The 20,860-nt window shown below is 43.0% G+C and carries 19 protein-coding genes; 3 read left to right on the top strand and 16 right to left on the bottom strand.

The features are described from left to right. The 13 genes from tsf to Q0I54_RS10345 form a co-directional block, all read right to left on the bottom strand. Positions 1 to 824, bottom strand: an 824-nt coding sequence (tsf, locus tag Q0I54_RS10405; RefSeq protein ID WP_296118511.1) for a translation elongation factor Ts, incomplete at its 3' end; no start/stop codon positions are given. Positions 825 to 879: 55 nt separating this feature from the next. Next, complete coding sequence (gene rpsB / locus Q0I54_RS10400; protein WP_294898558.1) at positions 880 to 1,614, bottom strand: 30S ribosomal protein S2; 735 nt, start codon at positions 1,612 to 1,614, stop codon at positions 880 to 882. A gap of 189 nt (positions 1,615 to 1,803) precedes the next feature. Continuing rightward, a complete protein-coding gene (codY, locus tag Q0I54_RS10395) occupies positions 1,804 to 2,586 on the bottom strand; it encodes a GTP-sensing pleiotropic transcriptional regulator CodY (protein ID WP_296118509.1) in 783 nt (260 codons plus the stop codon). 218 nt (positions 2,587 to 2,804) lie between these two features. Beyond that, entirely contained in the window at positions 2,805 to 4,883 is a 2,079-nt protein-coding gene (gene topA / locus Q0I54_RS10390; protein WP_296118507.1) for a type I DNA topoisomerase, read from the bottom strand. Between the two features lie 119 nt (positions 4,884 to 5,002). Further along, positions 5,003 to 6,088 (bottom strand): DNA-processing protein DprA, encoded by a 1,086-nt coding sequence (gene dprA / locus Q0I54_RS10385; RefSeq protein ID WP_296118506.1) that lies wholly within the window; start codon positions 6,086 to 6,088, stop codon positions 5,003 to 5,005. Between the two features lie 2 nt (positions 6,089 to 6,090). Further along, positions 6,091 to 7,620: a YifB family Mg chelatase-like AAA ATPase gene (locus Q0I54_RS10380; RefSeq protein WP_296118505.1), complete on the bottom strand. Its 1,530-nt coding sequence runs from the start codon at positions 7,618 to 7,620 to the stop codon at positions 6,091 to 6,093. Between the two features lie 131 nt (positions 7,621 to 7,751). Beyond that, positions 7,752 to 8,375 (bottom strand): RNA polymerase sporulation sigma factor SigK, encoded by a 624-nt coding sequence (sigK, locus tag Q0I54_RS10375; RefSeq protein ID WP_296118503.1) that lies wholly within the window; start codon positions 8,373 to 8,375, stop codon positions 7,752 to 7,754. 205 nt (positions 8,376 to 8,580) lie between these two features. Continuing rightward, entirely contained in the window at positions 8,581 to 9,234 is a 654-nt protein-coding gene (gene fsa, locus Q0I54_RS10370) for a fructose-6-phosphate aldolase (protein ID WP_296118501.1), read from the bottom strand. A 14-nt stretch (positions 9,235 to 9,248) separates the two neighbouring features. Further along, complete coding sequence (locus Q0I54_RS10365; RefSeq protein ID WP_296118499.1) at positions 9,249 to 9,413, bottom strand: hypothetical protein; 165 nt, start codon at positions 9,411 to 9,413, stop codon at positions 9,249 to 9,251. A 43-nt stretch (positions 9,414 to 9,456) separates the two neighbouring features. Further along, a complete protein-coding gene (locus Q0I54_RS10360) occupies positions 9,457 to 11,886 on the bottom strand; it encodes a glycoside hydrolase family 3 C-terminal domain-containing protein (protein ID WP_296118498.1) in 2,430 nt (809 codons plus the stop codon). Between the two features lie 277 nt (positions 11,887 to 12,163). Next, the gene (locus Q0I54_RS10355) at positions 12,164 to 12,997 is read right to left on the bottom strand and encodes an EFR1 family ferrodoxin (RefSeq protein WP_296118497.1); all 834 of its coding nucleotides are present in this window, start codon (positions 12,995 to 12,997) and stop codon (positions 12,164 to 12,166) included. A gap of 89 nt (positions 12,998 to 13,086) precedes the next feature. Further along, positions 13,087 to 13,623 carry a methylated-DNA--[protein]-cysteine S-methyltransferase gene (locus Q0I54_RS10350; protein ID WP_296118496.1) on the bottom strand — a complete coding sequence of 179 codons (537 nt, stop codon included), beginning with the start codon at positions 13,621 to 13,623 and terminating at the stop codon, positions 13,087 to 13,089. An 87-nt stretch (positions 13,624 to 13,710) separates the two neighbouring features. After that, positions 13,711 to 14,382 carry a DNA-3-methyladenine glycosylase gene (locus tag Q0I54_RS10345; RefSeq protein ID WP_296118495.1) on the bottom strand — a complete coding sequence of 224 codons (672 nt, stop codon included), beginning with the start codon at positions 14,380 to 14,382 and terminating at the stop codon, positions 13,711 to 13,713. A gap of 189 nt (positions 14,383 to 14,571) precedes the next feature. On the opposite strand from Q0I54_RS10345, the gene Q0I54_RS10340 reads away from it, so the two are divergent. Both Q0I54_RS10340 and Q0I54_RS10335 read left to right on the top strand, forming a co-directional pair. Continuing rightward, a complete protein-coding gene (locus Q0I54_RS10340; protein ID WP_296118494.1) occupies positions 14,572 to 15,063 on the top strand; it encodes a GNAT family N-acetyltransferase in 492 nt (163 codons plus the stop codon). 87 nt (positions 15,064 to 15,150) lie between these two features. Next, a complete protein-coding gene (locus tag Q0I54_RS10335) occupies positions 15,151 to 16,035 on the top strand; it encodes an RluA family pseudouridine synthase (protein WP_296118492.1) in 885 nt (294 codons plus the stop codon). Between the two features lie 120 nt (positions 16,036 to 16,155). Here the strand turns inward: Q0I54_RS10335 and Q0I54_RS10330 are convergent, their stop codons facing one another. Next, positions 16,156 to 16,695: a DUF5662 family protein gene (locus tag Q0I54_RS10330; RefSeq protein WP_296118491.1), complete on the bottom strand. Its 540-nt coding sequence runs from the start codon at positions 16,693 to 16,695 to the stop codon at positions 16,156 to 16,158. 115 nt (positions 16,696 to 16,810) lie between these two features. Continuing rightward, the gene (locus Q0I54_RS10325) at positions 16,811 to 17,548 is read right to left on the bottom strand and encodes a TraX family protein (protein ID WP_296118490.1); all 738 of its coding nucleotides are present in this window, start codon (positions 17,546 to 17,548) and stop codon (positions 16,811 to 16,813) included. 294 nt (positions 17,549 to 17,842) lie between these two features. Here Q0I54_RS10325 and Q0I54_RS10320 point away from each other — a divergent pair, with 294 nt between their 5' ends. After that, the gene (locus Q0I54_RS10320; protein ID WP_296118489.1) at positions 17,843 to 18,640 is read left to right on the top strand and encodes an SDR family oxidoreductase; all 798 of its coding nucleotides are present in this window, start codon (positions 17,843 to 17,845) and stop codon (positions 18,638 to 18,640) included. A gap of 523 nt (positions 18,641 to 19,163) precedes the next feature. Here Q0I54_RS10320 and Q0I54_RS10315 read toward each other — a convergent pair. Beyond that, positions 19,164 to 20,846 (bottom strand): acetyl-CoA carboxylase carboxyltransferase subunit alpha, encoded by a 1,683-nt coding sequence (locus Q0I54_RS10315; protein ID WP_296118487.1) that lies wholly within the window; start codon positions 20,844 to 20,846, stop codon positions 19,164 to 19,166. Positions 20,847 to 20,860 lie beyond the last annotated feature (14 nt).

The raw sequence follows: 20,860 nt of genomic DNA, 5'->3' as shown, positions 1-20,860 counted from the left end.
CCAACTTCTTTGGAAACCTGCTGTAAGTATTTAGCAACAGTCTGTTTTCCATCCTCAGCTTTAACGTAAGCCTGCTCCATTAAGCAAACCTCTTTCAATTCTTTGTTCAGACGTCCGATGATCATTTTCTCAATGATATTGTCCGGTTTGTCCGGATTCTCATTTTTAGCCTGAGCAAGAAGGATAGATTTCTCATGCTCTTTGTACTCTTCGCTAACGTCTTCAGAAGATACATATTTTGGAGCAAGAGCTGCAACCTGCATTGCTACGTTTGTAAGAGCCTCTTTTACAGCTTCGTTTACTACTGCTGTCTCAGCTTTTACAATGACACCGATACGTCCGCCACCGTGAATATAAGAAACGATGCATCCGTTCTCCTGTGTCTCTTTCTGGAATCTACGAATGTTCAGGTTCTCACCGATAACTGCGATTTTCTCTACGAGAGCATCTTTTACAGTTTTGGAAGAATCTGCATTCCATGTCTCTGCCATAAATGCATCCATATCAGCTGCATCAGATGCAACAGCCTGAGCTGCAACAGCTTCTACATACTCCTGGAATGTAGCATTTTTAGCAACGAAATCTGTCTCAGAGTTAACCTCTACGATTGCTGCTGTGTTGTCACCGTCCATAGCGACACGTACAAGACCTTCTGCTGCGATACGTCCAGCTTTTTTCTCAGCTTTTGCCTGTCCGTTCTTTCTTAAGAACTCAACAGCTGCGTCCATATCACCGTTTGTCTCTGTAAGAGCTTTCTTGCAGTCCATCATGCCTGCGCCGGTCATCTCTCTTAATTCTTTTACCATTGATGCTGTAATTGCCATGGTTTTATTCCTCCGATTTCATTCATAGTGATGCGGTTCCCCGCAAATCTACAGATTACTCCTCTGTTCCTTCAGCCTCTTCGAAAACTTCCTCGTCAGCCTCTACAGTACCCTGTTTTGCTTCGATAACAGCGTCTGCCATTTTGGAAACGATCAGTTTTACGGCTCTGATAGCATCATCATTACCCGGGATTACGTAATCTAACTCTTCCGGATCACAGTTTGTATCAGCGATACCGATCAGCGGAATTCCCAGTGTGTGTGCTTCCTGAACACAGATTCTCTCTTTTTTCGGATCTACAACGAAGATAGCATCCGGGATTCTGTCCATCTCTTTAATACCGCCAAGGTTTTTCTCAAGTTTATCCCACTCTTTTTTGATGTTGATAACTTCTTTTTTCGGCAGAACATCAAATGTTCCGTCCTCAGACATTTTCTCGATTGCTTTCAGTCTTGCGATACGGCTCTGGATTGTTTTGAAGTTTGTGAGCATACCACCTAACCATCTCTCGTTTACATAGTACATTCCACAACGCTCAGCTTCTGCCTGGATAGCATCCTGTGCCTGTTTCTTTGTACCAACGAAAAGAATTGTACCACCTTCAGCTACGATATCTGCTACTGCATTGTAAGCTTCGTCAACTTTACCTACAGATTTCTGTAAGTCGATGATGTAGATACCATTTCTCTCTGTGTAGATGTACGGAGCCATTTTAGGGTTCCATCTTCTTGTCTGGTGTCCGAAATGTACACCTGCTTCCAGTAACTGTTTCATTGAAATAACGCTCATTTTTTTACCTCCATGGTTTTGTCTCTTCCATATGCATCTCACCCGCCGGTTTACCCTGTGGGCACCATCCCAGTTAGTCCGCATATGTGATTAATATAGTATTTATCTTAAAAAAAGCGCACAAAAAATCTGTGACTTTTCTCAGACCGATTCAGTATAGCATACTTACAGGTACGCTTCAAGACATTTTTAGTCATTTTTTTCCTTGAGATTGTCTAATTCTTCGAACACTGCATCATTTAATACTTTGATGTAGGTTCCTTTCATTCCTGAGGAACGGGATTCAATGACACCGGCACTCTCAAATTTACGCAACGCATTGACAATAACGGAACGTGTGATGCCGACACGGTCAGCGATCTTGCTGGCTACAAGGATTCCCTCACGTCCTTCCAGTTCGTCAAAAATATGTTCAATAGCATCTAATTCAGAATAAGAAAGTGTGCTCAGTGCAGATTTTACAATCTGTTTTTTTCTGGTCTCTTCCTCATTCTCCTCATTTACGGAACGCATCATTTCCAGTCCTACGACTGTGGTTCCGTACTCGCACAGGATAATGTCATCAATGTCAAACTGTGCATTCTGACGATATACGAATAAAGTACCGAGACGCTCACCTGCGATATCGATTGGTGCAATGGTTGCTGCATAACCATTCTCACTGTCTACCGTAAATCCCAGTGTCTCCAGATTTACGTTCTCTTTGGTCGAAAGGATGCCCAGTAATCTCTCATTTAAAGATGCATCGATATAATTTCCTACCTGATCTGCCAAAAGTTCTGTGATCTCGATCACTTCCGGGCGAAGTCCTGTACCCAGAACTTTTCCTTTTTTACTGATTACCAGTACGTTCGCTGCAAGGATATCTGTCATAACATCACAAATGTCATTAAAAACAACTTTAGACGAATTGTTATTATGAAGCAGTTTTCCGATTTTTCTTGTTTTGTCTAATAACTGTACGCTGCTCATAGTTTCCTCCATATCATTTTTATCAATCACGCCGATTTTTCGGCAAAAAAATAGTACCAAGATAATTAACAGGCATATCTTAGCACTATTTTTCAGTAAATTCAATAAATTTTATTTAAATCTGTCAGATTTTTTCAAATTTCACAAAAAATTTTAAAAAACACAACTTTTTCAGTCATTTTATACATTTAATTTTGAAAAAACTGTTCCGTGACATGTTATTCTTCGGAAGTTTCCGTTTTTTCCATTACATAACCACACTGCTCGTCCGCACAGACCAGCTTGTTTCCTTTTTCCACCATGTAGCCGCCACACTGTGGACACGGGATCTTGGACGGTTTTTGCCAGGACATGAAATCACATTCTGGATTGTTCTCGCAGCCGTAATATTTTCTGCCTTTTTTCGTTTTTTTCAGAACAATGTCCTTGCCACATTTCGGGCAGGCAACACCAATCTTCTCAAAATAAGGCTTCGTGTTACGACACTCCGGAAAGCCCGGACATGCAAGGAATCTGCCGTGTGGTCCATATTTGATGACCATGTGACGTCCACACTGTTCGCAGACAACGTCAGTCACTTCATCCTCAATTTTTACTTTCTCCAGTTCTGCTTCTGCTGCTTTGACTGCTGCATCCAGATCCGGATAGAAGTTTCGGATGATCATCTTCCAATCTACGGTGCCCTCTTCAACTTTATCCAACAGGGACTCCATATTTGCGGTGAAGCGCTCGTCCACAATCTCCGGGAAAGCTTCCTTCATAATATTATTGACAACCTCGCCAAGTTCAGATACATAGAGGTTTTTGTTTTCTTTTACGATATATCTTCTGCCAAGAATCGTTGTAATCGTCGGAGCATAAGTACTCGGACGACCGATACCAAGTTCCTCCAGTGTCTTTACCAGAGAAGCCTCAGTAAAGTGTGCCGGTGGCTGTGTAAAATGCTGCTTCGGTTCAATTTCTTCTTTGGTCAGTTCTGAGGTTTCATCCAGTGATTTGGATAAAAATACACGGTCTGATTTTTCCTCATCTAAAGTATATACGGACATGAAACCGTCAAATTTCACCTTGGATGCAGATACGTGGAAACGGTATTTTCCGGCACCTATAGTAACGGATGTAGTCTCATATACTGCCGGTGTCATACAGCTTGCTGCAAAACGGTTCCATATAAGCTGATACAGACGAAACAGATCGCGGCTTAAGGATTCTTTTACCATCGCCGGTGAACGGTTCAAATCTGTCGGTCGGATCGCCTCATGGGCGTCCTGGATCTTCGCAGTATTTTTCTTCACATCAGCACTTCCACCCACATAATCAGCACCGTAGTTTGTACCAATATACTCTGCTGCCGCTGCCTCTGCTTCCTCAGATACACGAGTAGAATCGGTACGCAGGTATGTGATCAGACCAACGGTTCCGCTGCCTTTGATGTCCACACCTTCGTATAACTGCTGCGCCAAACGCATGGTTTTCTGAGTGGAGAAATTCAAATGCTTACTTGCTTCCTGCTGCAGCGTACTTGTCCGGAATGGAAGTGGCGGCTTTTTCGTACGCTCACCTTTTTTCACTTCCAGTACTTTATATTCGGAAGACTCGATTTCTTTTAAAATTACATCTAATTCTGCCTGATTGTGAATCTGGATCTTGCCATTTTCATCTCCATAAAATTTTGCAACTAATGGTTTTTTCTCGCCTTTTACATTTAACGCCACATCAATAGTCCAGTATTCTTCCGGAATGAACGCGTTGATCTCATCTTCACGATCGCAGATGATACGAAGTGCCACAGACTGTACACGGCCTGCACTCAAGCCACGTTTTACTTTTGCCCAGAGTACCGGACTGATCTTGTAACCTACCATACGGTCCAGCACACGGCGAGCCTGTTGTGCATCCACCAGATTCATATCGATTTCCCGGGGATTCTTCAGCGAGGCCTTCACCGCATTTTTTGTAATTTCATTGAATGTAATACGTTTTGCATCTTTGTCACCCAATTTTAATGCAGCGGCCAGATGCCAGGAAATAGCCTCTCCCTCACGATCCGGGTCAGTTGCGAGATACACTTTATCTGCTTTTTTCACTTCTTTTCGCAGATTTGCCAGAATATCTCCTTTTCCACGGATGGTAATATATTTCGGTTCAAAGTCATTTTCCACATCAAATCCAAGCTGACTTTTCGGCAGATCACGCACATGTCCATTTGATGCTGCTACCTCGTAATTTTTTCCAAGAAATTTCTTTATTGTCTTAACCTTTGCCGGAGACTCCACGATTACTAAATACTTCGCCATACTTACCTCTTAACCTCTATGTTCTTACTTATTATCAGATGTTCAGAAACCATACTTTATCATCTGCATTTTATATAAATACCCATGACATTCTTTCAAAAATACCGTCCCGAACTGTTTTATATGCGTTTACAAAAATAATTTTGAAAGGTTTCCTGCACCAGTCCGTACCGTTTGAGTTTGTCTAAACTATGCAGTACTGTGAGCAGATCTAAACCTGTTTCTTCTATAATATAGTTAATATATCGGCTGTGTAAACCAAGACAACCATACACCAACTTTTCGCTTTTATCAAGGGAAATATTTTTTATTTTTGTCGTTTCTGCATTTTTTTCGGGCAAATATCCCAGATTTTGCAAAAAAATATCCAAATCGTAGATGATTCCAGCCCCCTGACCAATCAGGGCATTACATCCTTCACTCAATGCATCTCCAAAACGCCCCGGCACCGCATAAACATCTTTGCCCTGCTCTAATGCCGCATCTGCTGTGATCAGAGAACCACTCTTTTTCTTTGCCTCCACCACAACCAGACAGTCAGACAGGGCACTGATGATACGGTTTCGCTCTGGAAATCGATATGGCAGCGGTTCCGTCCCCGGCGGATACTCCGACAAAATACCTCCGCCGGAAGTCTGGATATTTTCATACAGATTCCGGGCATTTTTCGGATAACAGATGTCGCAGCCGCAGCCAAGGACAGCAAACGTGCTGCCCTGTCCCTGCAAGGCACCGGCATGGGAGGCACTGTCGATGCCAAGCGCCATACCACTGATCACCTGCACATCCTTCCCAGCCAGCATGTTGCCAAGCTTTGTGGCGATACTTCTGCCATATTCCGAGCACATGCGGGCGCCTACGATGCCAACACTTTTTCTGGCATCCGGCATGGAGCCTTTGCAGAAAATCGCGTATGGCGGCTGTGAAATATCTTTTAAGCGCTGCGGATATTTTTTACTTCCGATGGGAAACATCTGGATATTTTGTCCCAGGAAACGTTCCCAGGCACGGTTCAGGTCTTTTTTGCGACTTTCCAGCAAGTGCTGTAATTCATTATCGGTAAAGAGATGCATATTTTTCAGCGTTTCTTCACGGATTTCATAGACAACTTGTGCACTACCGCATAATTCACGAATTTGGATTCGTTTGCCACTGTTGATATTTATCAGAGACGCTAGCCAGAAATCATACTTTAAATCACACATCTTTAATCCCTCCTCCAGTAATTTTTGTCCGGATTTCGGAACATAAATGCTTCTTCCAGATGTCCCCACTGAATATTTTCCTCCCCTTCCATATCTGCAATGGTACGCGCGGTTTTCAGGATTTTTCCATAGGTGCGGGCACTTAAATGATATTCCTCATACTTGTCCTGCATCCGCTCCGTGGACTCCTCATCCAGTGTGCAGAATGTTTCCAGATCTTCCATGTTCATCTGACTGTTAAAACGGTATTTTCTGCCTTTAAACCTCTCCCGTTGAATTTCATGTACCCGTTCTACCCGGGCACGGATCACCGCACTGCTTTCTTCCTCCCGCATATCTACCATCGTTGTGTAGCGGACTTCTTCTGTTTCCACACACAGATCAATACGGTTTAAAAAAGCCTGGGAAATGCGGCTGATATAATTTTTGATTGCCTGAGGTCTGCAATTACAGCGATCTAAATTCGGATAAAAGCCACACGGGCAGGGATTTGTTGATGCTACCAGCATAAAATCCGCCGGATACACAAAACTACCTCCCACCCGGGAAATATGGATTTTCTTTTCCTCTAATGGCTCTCGCAATACATCCAGAATCCCCGGCTTAAATTCCGCCAGTTCATCCAGAAATAAAATCCCATGATGTGCCAGACTGATTTCTCCGGGATGCGGCTGCTTGCCGCCGCCCACCAGTGCCTGTGCCGTTACCGTATGATGTGGACTGCGGAAAGGGCGCTCATTCTGAATAATGCGCTCCTGATCCAGCAGACCACAGAGTGAATAAATCTGAGACAATTCCAGTTTTTCCTCTCGGCTCAATTCCGGCAGAATCGTCGGAATCCGTTTTGCTGCCATAGTCTTGCCAGATCCCGGCGGTCCCATCATCAGTAAATTGTGCATACCACTGACTGCGATCTCGCAGGCGCGGCGCAGCATCGGCTGCCCCCGTAGTTCTGCGAAATCCACATCGTATTCCGTCTTCCAGATTTCCTGCTGTTCCCGGTAAAAGCAGGTCTCCGAAAGCTCCTGTTGACAGATCTGCACAAACTCCTTGAGATTTTTCACTGGGATTACTTTTACTGTGTCTAAAATTGCCGCTTCCCGGACATTTTCCCATGGCACTACAATGCCCTGCATACCTTCTTTCTGCGCCAATACGGCTGCCGATAGTACTCCCTTTGTCGGCAAAATACTGCCATTTAACCCAACCTCTCCAAGCAACAGATAATCACTTAAAATATGCTCATCCAGGAAGCCAAATGCTGCCAGAACAGACGCTGCCATAGGCAGATCACACCCGGTACCGGATTTTCGCACATCTGCCGGTGTCAGATTGATGGTAATCTTCTTAGCCGGCAGACGAAATCCTGCATTTTTCAGCGCAGTACGCACCCGCTCTCTGGCTTCCTTTACCTCAGAAGTCAGAAATCCCACCATATCAAAAGAAGGCATGCCGTCACTGACATCTGTTTCTACCTGCACCGGAAGTGACTCAAAACCACATACTACCGCTGTTTTAATTACACTATACATATATTCATTTTTCCTCTTTTTCGTATACGGAAAAATCCGGCGATTGCCGAAAAAAGTAAAAAGTAAGATAAAAGACAGGTTTACTGTAGCATATCCAGCATGATCTGTCTACATTCAAACGATATTTTTCATTATTTTACAAACTCCTGTCGCAGTTTTTCCAATGCCTTCTTTTCAATCCGGCTCACATAAGATCTGGAAATCCCCAGACTTTTGGCAATCTCCCGCTGCGTGGCAGGCTTTGTGTTGTACAGACCGTACCGTTGCCGAATGATCCAACTTTCCCGCTCATCCAGCACTTTTGGCAGCAATTCATATAACCGCAGAATATTTTTCTTTTCCACGACACGCTCCCACAGCTCCGGTTCGCCACTCTCTACGATATCCAGCAATTTGATCTGGTTACCTTCTTTGTCTGTTCCAATCGGCTCATAAAGTGATACATCTCTGGCTGTTTTCTTTTTACTGCGAAAATACATCAACAATTCGTTTTCGATACAGCGGGCCGCATATGTTCCCAGACGACTGCCTTTTTCCAGATTGTAGGTAGAAACTGCTTTGATCAATCCAATGGTTCCGATAGAGATCAGGTCTTCCATATCCTCCTGTGCGCCCTGATATTTCCGTGCAATGTGCGCCACAAGCCGCAGATTTCGCTCAATCAATACCGATTTTGCCTGCTCGCTTCCGTTTTTCAGCTGCTCCAGATACTGCTTTTCTTCCAACGTACTCAGCGGCGATTGAAATGATTTCAAATCGGCACCTCCATGTGCGGCCTTTCTATTATTCTATGTCAGGCAGGCTTTTCCCGTGTCTGTCTTTTTCTATGATAAAATGTGGTGTTTTCTACTCAAAAAAATTTTCTGTCAAAAAAAGAACCGGAAGCGACCAGACTTCCGATTCTTCTTACTCAAACAACGTATTTGATGGTTGATGTTTCTGTTTCTGTTTTTATTTTTCTTATTCTCCGAATACCGCTTTGTAATCTGCCTGGAATTTCTCGATTCCCTGATCTGTCAGCGGATGCTTTGTCATCTGCTCAATAACTTTATACGGAACCGTTGCGATATCAGCACCTGCCAGTGCACAGTCTGTTACATGGATCGGATTTCTTACAGAAGCAGCGATGATCTCTGTCTCATAACCATAAATGGAAAAAATCTCTGAGATTGTGTTGATCAGATCAATACCCGGCTGGCTGATATCATCCAGTCTGCCCAGGAACGGAGATACATAGGTAGCACCTGCCTCTGCTGCCAGAAGTGCCTGATTTGCGGTAAAAATCAGTGTTACGTTTGTTTTGATTCCTTCTGAGGACAATACTTTTACTGCTTTCAGACCTTCTACAGTCATCGGAATCTTTACAACCATGTTCGGATGAATGGCTGCGATTTCACGTCCTTCTTTGATCATACCCTCTGCATCTACAGTAGTTGCTTTTACTTCACCAGAAATTGGTCCGTCAACAATAGCGGTGATTTCTTTGATTACTTCGTTAAAATCACGACCCTCTTTTGCAATCAGTGACGGGTTTGTTGTAACACCACAAATTACACCCATATCATTTGCTTTTTTAATCTCTTCTACGTTTGCGGTATCAATGAAAAATTTCATACCATTTTCCCTCCTTAATTATTTCTTACAGAAATCATTTTACCTCTCAAACGTTCATTTTTCAACAAATTCTGACTAAATTCGACTAAAGTTTTACCCAAAATTTTCATTAAAGTCTGGGCAAAAGGCTGTACCTGATCATATAGAGTATCATCTACATCAAACAAAAAAGCTTTCATATCTGCTGTCCTTCCTGCATTTTTTACTCTAATTCCGAATATTTTACTTGCAGTCAGTCTTACTTGTTTCTTCGACTACCCGCATTTCTGAAAAATCTGCTTTCACAATGCCGCATATTTTCCCGATTCCACGCAGCACATGTCCATTTGCAAGATCCAGTACTCCGGGAAGCAAACCACCCCGGATGCCTCCGCAGATCATCATCGTGCGCATTGGACTTCCCATGGAAGAAGCCTGCATCATCCGATACTGTGCCTCATTTTCGTCAGTAATTTTTCCGCCTAATGACCGTCGGATAAACCAGTCTGCCGCCCGGTAAACCACTCGCATAAACCTTACATCTTTCTGCATTTCTTCCACAGAATCTTCCATGGTGTATGTGCCCTTGCGGTGAGGCTCTGATTGTTTTGCATCATCTGCACAATCATGATACTTATCAAAATCCACCGTTCCAGCAACTATCGTCTCGGACAGGCGGATGTCTCTGCTGGACGCCCCAAGCTCTACCGTATAGCGTCCTCTTGGACGCTTCCATCCGTCAGCATATACACAAAAATCACGATCTGTCAATAAAAATTGTACTTGTTTTGTTTCTCCCGGCTTCAAATAAATTTTGGAAAATCCTTTTAATTCCCGCACCGGGCGATGAATTTCAGGTGTTTTCGCAGATAGATATAACTGCACAATTTCCTTCCCCGGCAACGTCCCGGTATTTGTGATATCACAGGAAATAACATACTTTTGTATCTTCAGATTAGAATAAGCAAATGTTGTATAGGATAATCCATAACCAAAGCACCATCTCACCGGTAACTGCATTTTGTCATAATACCGATACCCTACATAAATGCCTTCCCGGTAAACAGCATCTTTTTCTTTGTCATAATAAGCGGCTGTCACACAATCTTCGTACCTAATTAGCCAGCTCTCTGCCAGTTTTCCACTCGGATTGACCTTTCCGTACAAAATATTCGCAATCGCCTGTGCGCCTGCCTGCCCGGATAATCCCGCATACAGAATTCCCTTTACTTTGTCTGCCCATGGGCATTCGACCACACCGCCGCTCATCAAAATCACAATGGTGTTCGCATTTTCCTCAGTCACCGCATCAATCAAACGCAGATGTCCTTCTGGAAGTTTCAGAGATTCCCGGTCAAAACCTTCGGATTCATATCGTTCCGGCAAACCAACACATAAAATAACTTTTCCACATTGACGCGCTGTGGCTCTCGCTTCCTCTAAAAGTTTCTCCGTTGTGTTTCCATATGCGTCACAACCTTCTGTGAAAACCGTATGAGGAAGTACATCCACAAGCTGCTGTATTTTTGTCGGATTGATATGACTGCTTCCCGCTCCCTGATAACGCAGATTTTTAGCCATATTTCCTATCAGGGCAACGGTTGTATTTGGTTGCAATGGCAAAATCTGATCCTCATTTTTCAGTAATACAATACCTTCCTCTGCTACCTGTCTGACAATGTCATGGTGCGCTTCTACATTATATTTTAATGATGCTCTTTTCTCCGTTGTGACTTCTCCCACGGCTGTCGTCTTCGTCTGATGATATCCAACTCCAGTCGTTTTTCTACTATAATCCTGTCTATTGTCAACGCACTTTTGCATGAGATTTAACACACGAAGGGCACTCGCATCCACTATTTTTTCCGAAAGAAGTCCGTTGTCTACTGCCCGCTCTGCCTCACGTTCCATATACGCACTGCCGCCGGGCATATTCAGGTCACAGCCTGCCTGAAACGCTTTGATCCGATCATTCATCGCGCCCCAGTCTGTCACAACCAGTCCGTCAAAGCCCCACTCCCGACGCAAAATATCCGTCAACAGCCGTTGATCATCACTGCAATGCACACCGTTGATTTTGTTATACGCACACATGACAGTAGATGGCTGCCCTTCTTTTACTGCAATTTCAAAAGCATATAGATAAATCTCCCGCAGTGTACGCTCATCCACGATGCTGTCCGAGGAAAAGCGTTTCCATTCCTGTGAATTACATGCAAAATGCTTTAAGGAAGAGGCAACTCCTGCCCCTTCCATCCCACGGATCCACCCTGCTGCCAGTTTTCCTGCCAGATAAGGATCTTCACTGAAATATTCAAAATTTCTGCCACACAGCGGATTTCGTTTGATATTTACTCCCGGTCCCAGAACAATGTCCACACCATAAGCAAGTGCTTCTTCCGCAATCGTCTGTCCCATAAGTTCCATCAATTCTGGATTCCACATACATGCTGCTGTCACCGCCGTCGGAAAACAGGTCGCCGCTCTGGAATTATGTACTCCCAGCATGTCCGCCTTTCCTTCCTGTTTGCGCAGTCCATGCGGTCCGTCACACATCATCAGTGCCTCAATGCCATACTGTTTCATTGCTTTCGTATGCCAGAAATCCTGACCGGAACAAAGTGCAATCTTCTCTTTTAATGTCATCCTCTTCAGGATTTCTCCGGTGTCCATATCGTTCTGCCTCCTTAGCCGCTAAACTATCTTTTACTATAAACAGGCAGATAATTATCGTCAATATGGTACTTCTAATATTATATGCAAGATTACCGTATTTGTCAGCATTCATACGTTGAAAAGTCTGTTTGTCATATTCCCGATTTCATGGGTGGTGACAATGATTCTGGTATGGATTGGATTTCTTCTGATCCGACCATTCCATACCAAAAATGTTTTATAAACATCGGGGAACCAAAGGAGAAAAATCACCGGTTCATCCACCAATGATTCTTTAGCTGATAAACACTGACGTTGCCGGTCTGGCAAAGTTCTGCTCCAACATCTGCTTATGAGATAAAAATGCCGGATCATCAAAATATTTTGCCTGCATCGGACATTTTTGGATACAGGACTGACATTTGATACAGACACCATCGGTCACTGACGGATTCTCCCGTTGAATCGTGCCCATTGGACAGTTTGCCGCACAGATTCCACATTTTTTACATAACGCAGAATCTGTCTTTGGATGTGCCTTCAGGAATTTTGCCGGCTGCCCATCGATACCAAGGGGTGTATAATATTTTTCTGGCGGATTGGTTCCCGAAACCAGATCTGAAATTTTAAATATATAATTCGATTTCTGTTCCAGCTTCCGCAACACGTTCCCTACAAATCTTTTCCATTCTTCTTTATCCTGCTCACTTGGACGATCCGAAGCAATCACTTTCGAAAAAACATGTCTCGATACCACCGCCGCCCCTGCTGCTGTCTGGAAACCATTCTGTTCCAGAAGCAGACTTAGCTCCACCAGCGCATCATCAAAGTTTCTATTACCGAACACAACAACTGGCACCGCATATGCCCCATTTCCAGTAAAACTATCCCTAACATATGGCATAATCTTATTCGGCACACGTCCTGCATAAACCGGTGTTCCAAAAAAGACCAGATCATCGGTTTCAAATGCATATTCCCTCTGTCGATACTCCGGCAACGTAAAATCCATCTCCACAACCGGCAGATTTAACTGTTCTCCGGCGCATTGTGCCATGGTTGTTACTGTTTTTTTCACACTTCCGCAAGGACTGAAATAAACAGAACAAACTCTTTTTATCTGATTCATAACCAACCTCCCCCATTTCTTTACTAAAATTAGTATTGATAATAAACCTTCTGATCATCATTCATTCGTGTAAAACAAAAAACTGATTTTTACAACGCCGTTCCTTTTTTCGGCACATAGAATTGTTCCATATTTACATGCTCATATTCTAGCATTTTCACTTTCCTGTCAATACCACCCGCATACCCGGTTAAGCTTCCATCTGTTCCAACCACTCTGTGACATGGTACAATAATAGAAATGGGATTATGACCAACCGCACCGCCCACTGCCTGCGCCGACATCCGCGTAAGTCCACGCTGTTTTGCGATACATGCCGCGATTTCTCCATAAGTCATGGTTTTTCCATACGGAATTGATAGTAATATTTTCCACACTTTCTGTTGAAATTCTGATCCGCATGCAAAGGAAACCGGTGGCAGGAAATCCGGCTCTTTTCCCTGAAAATAAATGTCCAGCCAACGGTCTGCTTCTTCAAATACCGGCAGCATTTTTTCTTCATGCTCTTTTGCTAGTGTCACGGCAAAATATTTCTGTCCATCGAACCACAACCCGGTCAGTGCTTCACCGTCACTTGCCATGGTGATGCCACCTAACGGAGCTTTATAGTGATGTATGTATTCCATGTCCCTACCTCCTATTTCACATCAATACTTAATATCCAATGATAATTGAAATAAATCTCATCGCCTTTTCTGTACGGAGTAAAATCTTTATTTCACGTTCTTATTATTTGCTGCCTTACTTTTCACCGTTTTCGGTGCATAATCCTTCATGCCGGGAATCGCACCACCTGCTACCGCCCACAGATACAGACTCGCCACGCTGCAATACGGTGAAAAACGTCTGCGATATTTTTCAAATAACTTTTTGTCAATTTTTCTGTGATGATACACCATGCGAAGCCCTCGCAAAATTGCCAGATCACCATAACTGAACACATCCGGACGCTGCATACAAAACAGCAAAATCATCTCCGCTGTCCACACACCAATTCCTTTTAATGACGATAATGATTCAACCGCCTCCTGGTCTGACATCTGCCACACAGCATCCAGATCAAATTCCCCATTTTTTATTTTTTCTGCAAAATCCATCAGATATTCTGCTTTGCGAAATGTCATTCCATATGCCTGCAATCGCGGTATCCCCGCTTTCAGAATCGTTTCCGCATTAATGGTTCCAAGGTCATCCTGCATCCGCTGCCATATTGTTTTCTGGGCTTTCGTAGAAATCTGCTGGCCAATGATGTGATGCACTACGGAAGAAAACAGATCCGTGTCCACGGTTCTTTCAATCATTCCAAGTACTTCTATCACTTCCGCTAACTTTTTATCCTTTTGCTTCAGATATTCTATTTCTGTTTCTCCATATTCAAAATACATGTTTTTCTCCGTTCTTTGATTTATCTGATTTATTCCATTTTTACTATGTAGTCTGAAACATCATTCAGCTCTATCGTCGATCTCATTACTCAAACAGCATTCCACGGAAATTTGGAATTGTCAAGTAACAGATAACAATATATAATCATATCTGATATCCATTTCGATTATAAAAGGAGAAAACATTTTATGAATATAAAAATCAGAGAATATCAGACAGCTGATGCTGCCCAAGCAGCCGAAGTATGGAATCAGGTTGTCGAAGATGGTCTCGCCTTTCCACAGGAAGAAAATCTGACCGCCGAAACCGGTGACCGGTTTTTTAGGGAACAGACTTACACTGGCATTGCCATAAATAGCGAAGATAATAAAATTATAGGACTCTATATTCTGCATCCAAATAATGTTGGACGCTGCGGTCACATCTGCAATGCAAGTTACGCCGTTCGCCGTGATACCCGCGGACAGCATATCGGTGAAAAACTAGTCCTTGACTGTCTTGCTATGGCAAAAGAAAAAGGATTCCGCATCATGCAGTTTAATGCCGTTGTTGCTTCCAACACTCATGCCCTGCACTTATATGAACGCATTGGTTTTACAAAACTTGGCGTTATTCCGGGTGGTTTCCGGATGCCGGACGGACACTATGAAGATATTATACCACATTATTATATACTATAGTATATAACTTACTTCAGCAAAAATAGACACTCATAAACTATGCATATTTTTATGTGATATCGATATGCAATTTTTCATTTTCATAATATGATTCGAAATTTAGATTATAAAATTACCAAAGAGACCGACAGCATCCTTCAATTTTTAAAGGAACACGGCTACTCTTCCAACTTAATCGTACATTTGAAAAAAACACCAGAAAGCATTTTAAAGAATGGCATCTGGAGTTATGTAAACGAAACGCTCCACATTGGAGATACCCTTCACATCCACATAGAGGAAAACGAAGGCTCCGATAATATCGTGCCAAACGAAATGCTGCTCTCCATTTTGTATGAAGATGAAGACATTCTGGTCATTGACAAGCCTGCCAATATGCCGATTCATCCTTCCATCAACCATTATGAGCAGACGCTGGCAAATGGCGTGCTGTGGTATTATACCGCACAGCAGATACCTTATACCTTCCGTTGTATCACGCGACTGGATCGGGATACCACCGGTGTCACACTTCTGGCCAAACACATGCTTTCTGCTTCTGTCCTGTCCAAAGCGATGCAGCAAAAACAGATTCAGAAAGAATATCTGGCACTTTGTGACGGTGTTACTCCAGAAGAAGGAACGATCGATGCACCAATCTGCCGTGCCGCAGATTCTGTCATTGAGCGATGCGTGAATTTTGAAAATGGTGATCCTGCCGTGACACATTTTATCCGGGAATGGACTAACGAACAGATTTCTCTGGTTCGTGTCAAACCGGAAACTGGGCGCACCCATCAGATTCGGGTACACATGAAACACATCGGGCATCCGCTTCTCGGAGATTTTCTGTATCATCCGGAAAATCACTCCATGAACCGTCAGGCACTGCATTGTTCATCCCTGACTTTTACACACCCAATCACCAGAGAAAAATTAACCATAAATGCAAAACTGCCGGAAGATATGCAACAGTTCTTATCTCAGTCATAATCACTTTGACTGAGATAAAAGCTACACATACCTTCCGACACTTTATTATTCTTTATTATGTTAAACGATTTCTAATATTTTTTCTCACTATACTAAATAAAGGTACATATTGAACCATAATCATCTTTTTCTGTTGTGCAAAACTTCTCTGCGGATATAATCAAAGGTCACATCCTCTCCTTCATCTGCCAGCATATACAACAATTTTTCCAGTAGTTCCCGTACTTCCGGATGCATAATATGACGATCTTTGCCATGTAGGTAATATTCCAGTGCACTGCAATCCGTATATTTTTCTTTCTGATAATTTTTCGAAGCAGACATACGATCGATAAACATTTCCACCACATATTTGTCCGGCATACGCATACCTACTATTGCCGGTTCTGACGGCATTCCGTAATCAATCCAATATTCCATATGGTGCTTGTTGCGCCCTTTGTGATGCAGCCACGCAGAAGAATACCCCTTAGCCATTCTCTCCGCATTATTCGGGCTGACATCTCCCTGATAATATTTACAGCCAACAAAAAACTCCGACGGCATATATTTTGACAGATCATGCATTAATCCCTGCTTGTACAGACCTACCCGAAAACAGCCTTTCATGACCAGCATTTTATGATGATTAATTGTCTTTAAATGTTTCCAGAATTTCAAAAAATATGCCTCCCGTTTTAACTTCCCAATCGAAGGATTTCCAACTTACTCGAACTAAAATCACACGCAAAATATCACATGCATCCTTCTACCATAGCCATGCAAAACATCATATTTAAAATGTGATAAACACAAATGCAGTACTCGTCTGTATTAAATGTAAAATAAACAAATGCACCGGATAAAATGCGTAAAATACATATTTTGCCGATGGTCCTTTCTTCCCATTATACAAAAAGATTGGCAAAAAGGCAATCACACCCGGTAGTTCCACGCTTCCGAAGAACAGTAGCGAAATAATGACAAATGTCACTGCCTGTCCAATCACGTTCTCATGCAGCATCCAGATAAAATAAATCAATAAGATACCACCTGCACCGTAATCTGTCTGCAATGCCTGTGCCACACAACCACAAACTGCAACTACAACAAACTGCCAGATTGTCGGAATCGGCTGTCCTTCGATCCAAGCCAGCTGCATCTTCTTTCCTTTATGTAATTTCACGTAAGATGCTCCATTCTGGATTAAATCCAACATTACAAGACCAATCGTCAATGTCCAGAACACATTCTGGGAATGAATATCCACAATTTCGTTTGAAAAAGCCAAATCAAACGGAATTTCCGAAATCAATGCAAACAGAAACATCCTCAATTCATATTTTCGAATCTTGCTGGTATGAATACTTCCCTCCACAAGTAAAAACACAAACAGTGGGAATGAAATTCTTCCAATATAACGAAATATCATGTTCATCGGAAACAGTACAGCGCCCACATGGTCAATGACCATTGTTACAATAGCGATCATTTTCAGTGTAAAACTGTTGATGCATTTATAATTTTTATTCATTAACACGTCCTCTTAACTTTCTGTAATTTCCACCAAATCATCTTATCATAGTTCTACCTGTATGTAACCTGATTTTTATAACAATATCAGGTACAAAAATATTTTTACAATTTTTCATTCTATTTGCGGCATAAGCAAATTATTTACCTATTCTCTCTGTTGTTTATTTCTCGATGACTTGCGTAGGACTCGCATTTGTTATAAGATAATAGAAGTTCTATCACTATTTTTATTATGGAAATTCTATTGATAGCACGGCAACTTTTTTTAAATAATCCGGAGGATTTTATATATATGAATATTGCAATTATCACTGGTGCTTCCAGTGGTCTCGGACGTGAATTTGCTTTGCAGATCTGTCAAAACTATGCTTCTGAAATTGATGAAATCTGGCTGCTTGCCAGACGGAAAGAACCTCTGCTTGCTCTGGCACAGGAAATTTCTGCCACAGGAATCTGTGTCGGTGCTGCTATGCCGATGGACATTACAGATGAGGAACAGATGAAAGATTTTCAGGATAAACTGGATATTGAAGCCCCTACTGTCAAATATCTGGTCAACGCTGCCGGTCTTGCTAAAATTGGCGGTCCATTTACATTGCAGCCGGAAGAATTAACCCATATGATCGACCTGAACTGTAAAGCAGCCGTTCATATGACGGCAATCTGTATGCCACATTTTGACAAAGATTCCAGAATTTTGCAGATCTGTTCCACTGCCGGTTTTCAACCAATGCAGGGGCTTAATGTATATGCCGCATCCAAAGCATTTCTACTCCGTTACAGTCAGGCACTTCGCTGGGAATTGATTGGAAAACAGATTTATGTGACAGCGGTCTGCCCGTACTGGATCAAAGATACCGAATTTATCGGTGTTGCAAAAGATACCGACAACCCAAAAGCAGCTCATGCCGTACATCACTTTCCACTGGCTTCTAAGACAAAATCCGTGGTACGTCTTGCTTTGCTGGATAACAAACTCGGACTTTGGGTATCCACTCCGGGACCGGTCTGTTTTGTACATCGGCTGTTCTGTAAAATCATGCCGCCGATCGTATCCATGGGTTGGTGGGAATTGATACGACGCCTGTAATTTTTGTTTATGGTATTGGCTAAAATTTAATATTATGTAGGGCAAAGTAAAAAAATCCTTCTGCAACAGCTAGACGTTCACTACCCTCGTTTTGCTTCGGTTTTATCGCGCTCACTTCCAACTCCGATAAAAGCTGGTCGTTTCCCGCTCGCGCAAAACTCGCAAAACTCAGTCGTTCACTTAATCGCTTGTCACAGAAGGATTCTTTTATTTTGCCATTTCAGTTATAAAATTAATAACTTTCTACACAATGATACTGTATACCAAGTTCCTAGATACATGCGTGGCACGCGGTGCCGTCGCGTAAATAGAACAAAGATGGGAAAAACTCCAAGGCGAGGCGGTAGACGGATTTCCGTCATCGAAGCGAGCATAGCCCGACCGCGGGAGCGTGTTTGAGCCAACAGCCGTTTTTGCTGTTGGTGAGTTCGCGGGAGCGGTCGGAGATAAGCGGCGCAGCGAAGATAGGAAATCGGTCGTGCCTGCATTGGAGTTTTTTCATCTTGTTCCTTACATCGAAAAACTAGAATTTCCGGAACCGCGCATACCGTTCTTCGGCAAGTTTTTCCGGTTTTTTTCCAAGATTTTCTGCCAGAAAACCACGAATCCGGTTTTTCATATCTTTACTGAGTTCCACCAGATTTTCTTCACAGGCCGGCATCGGCTCGTCAATGACATCATCCACGATTCCCATTTTCATCAGCTCTTTTGCCGTTACTTTCATCAGATCTGCTGCCTCCGGTGCACGTTTTCCATCTTTCCAGAGAATTGATGCAAATCCTTCCGGTGAAAGAATTGTATAGGTCGCATTTTCCAGCATCAAGACTTTGTTTCCTACAGCCAGTGCCAGTGCACCGCCGCTACCACCTTCACCAATCACGATACTGAGCACAGGTACTTTCAATGCCGCCATCTCATACAGGTTTCTGGCAATTGCCTCACCCTGTCCATGTTCCTCGGCTTCCAGCCCTGGAAACGCACCCGGCGTATCAATAAAGTTGATGATCGGACGGTGAAATTTTTCTGCCTGTTTCATCAGGCGTAACGCCTTGCGATATCCCTCCGGAGACGGCATACCAAAGTTTCGCGTAATATTTTCTTTGGTAGTTCTTCCTTTCTGCTGCCCGATCACCGTAACTGGACATCCATCCAGATAAGCAATACCACCTACAGTTGCCCCATCATCATCCACATGACGATCCCCGTGAAATTCCTCGAAATCACTGAAAATCTCATGAATATAATCCAATGAAGTAAGTCGGTCGGAAGATCTCGCTGTCATCACACGATCCCAGGCCGTCATTTTTCCTTTTTTCTTTTTCTGCTCATGCATGATATCAGACATTTCTACTGCCTCAATGGTATCCACAGATGCCTTCTGCGTATGCATATGCAACAAACGTGCCAGTGTATCTTTCATGTCCTCACGACGGATAATTCCGTCGATCAGACCATGTTCTACCAGAAATTCTGCACGTTGAAAACCTTCCGGCAACTTCTGTCCGATGGTCTGCTCAATGACACGTGGACCTGCAAATCCTACCAATGCACCCGGCTCTGCCAGAATAATGTCACCTAACATGGCAAAACTTGCAGTCACGCCACCAGTAGTCGGATCGGTAAGCACGGAAATATATAACAGTCCTGCATCGGAATGTTTCTTTAACGCTGCGGATGTTTTCGCCATCTGCATCAGGGAAACCATTCCTTCCTGCATGCGGGCACCGCCGGAACAGCAGAAAATAATAACCGGAAGTTTCATTTCTGTCGCTTTTTCCACCGCTCGGGTAATTTTTTCACCTACCACATATCCCATACTTCCCATGAGAAAACGGGCATCGCACACTGCTATCACTGTTTTCTCGCCTTTGATGGTACATATACCAGTTGTCACAGCTTCATCAACATGAAGTTTTTCCTTTAATCCGTCCAATTTTTCCGGATACCCCGGATACTCTAGGGGATTTGCTGTCTGAAGACCAGTATCCCACTCTTCAAAAGACTGCTTGTCTGCAACCATGCGCAGTCTGCGCTTTGTGGAAAGACGGAAATATTTGCCGCATTTATAGCAGGAATAGTGATTATGCACCACATCTTCTTTGTAAAGTAATTCCCCGCATGCGTCACATTTGATCCACATGCCCTCTGGGATATCCTGCTCTTTTCGCGGAACTGTAATATAGTTTGTTTTCTTAAACTTTAACACTATGCTTCACCTTT

The organism is uncultured Eubacterium sp., from assembly GCF_934295145.1.
GTDB lineage: Bacteria > Bacillota > Clostridia > Lachnospirales > Lachnospiraceae > Eubacterium_I.
The sequence above is the reverse complement of the archived record's forward strand: the minus strand, read 5'-3'. Positions and strand labels throughout refer to the sequence as shown.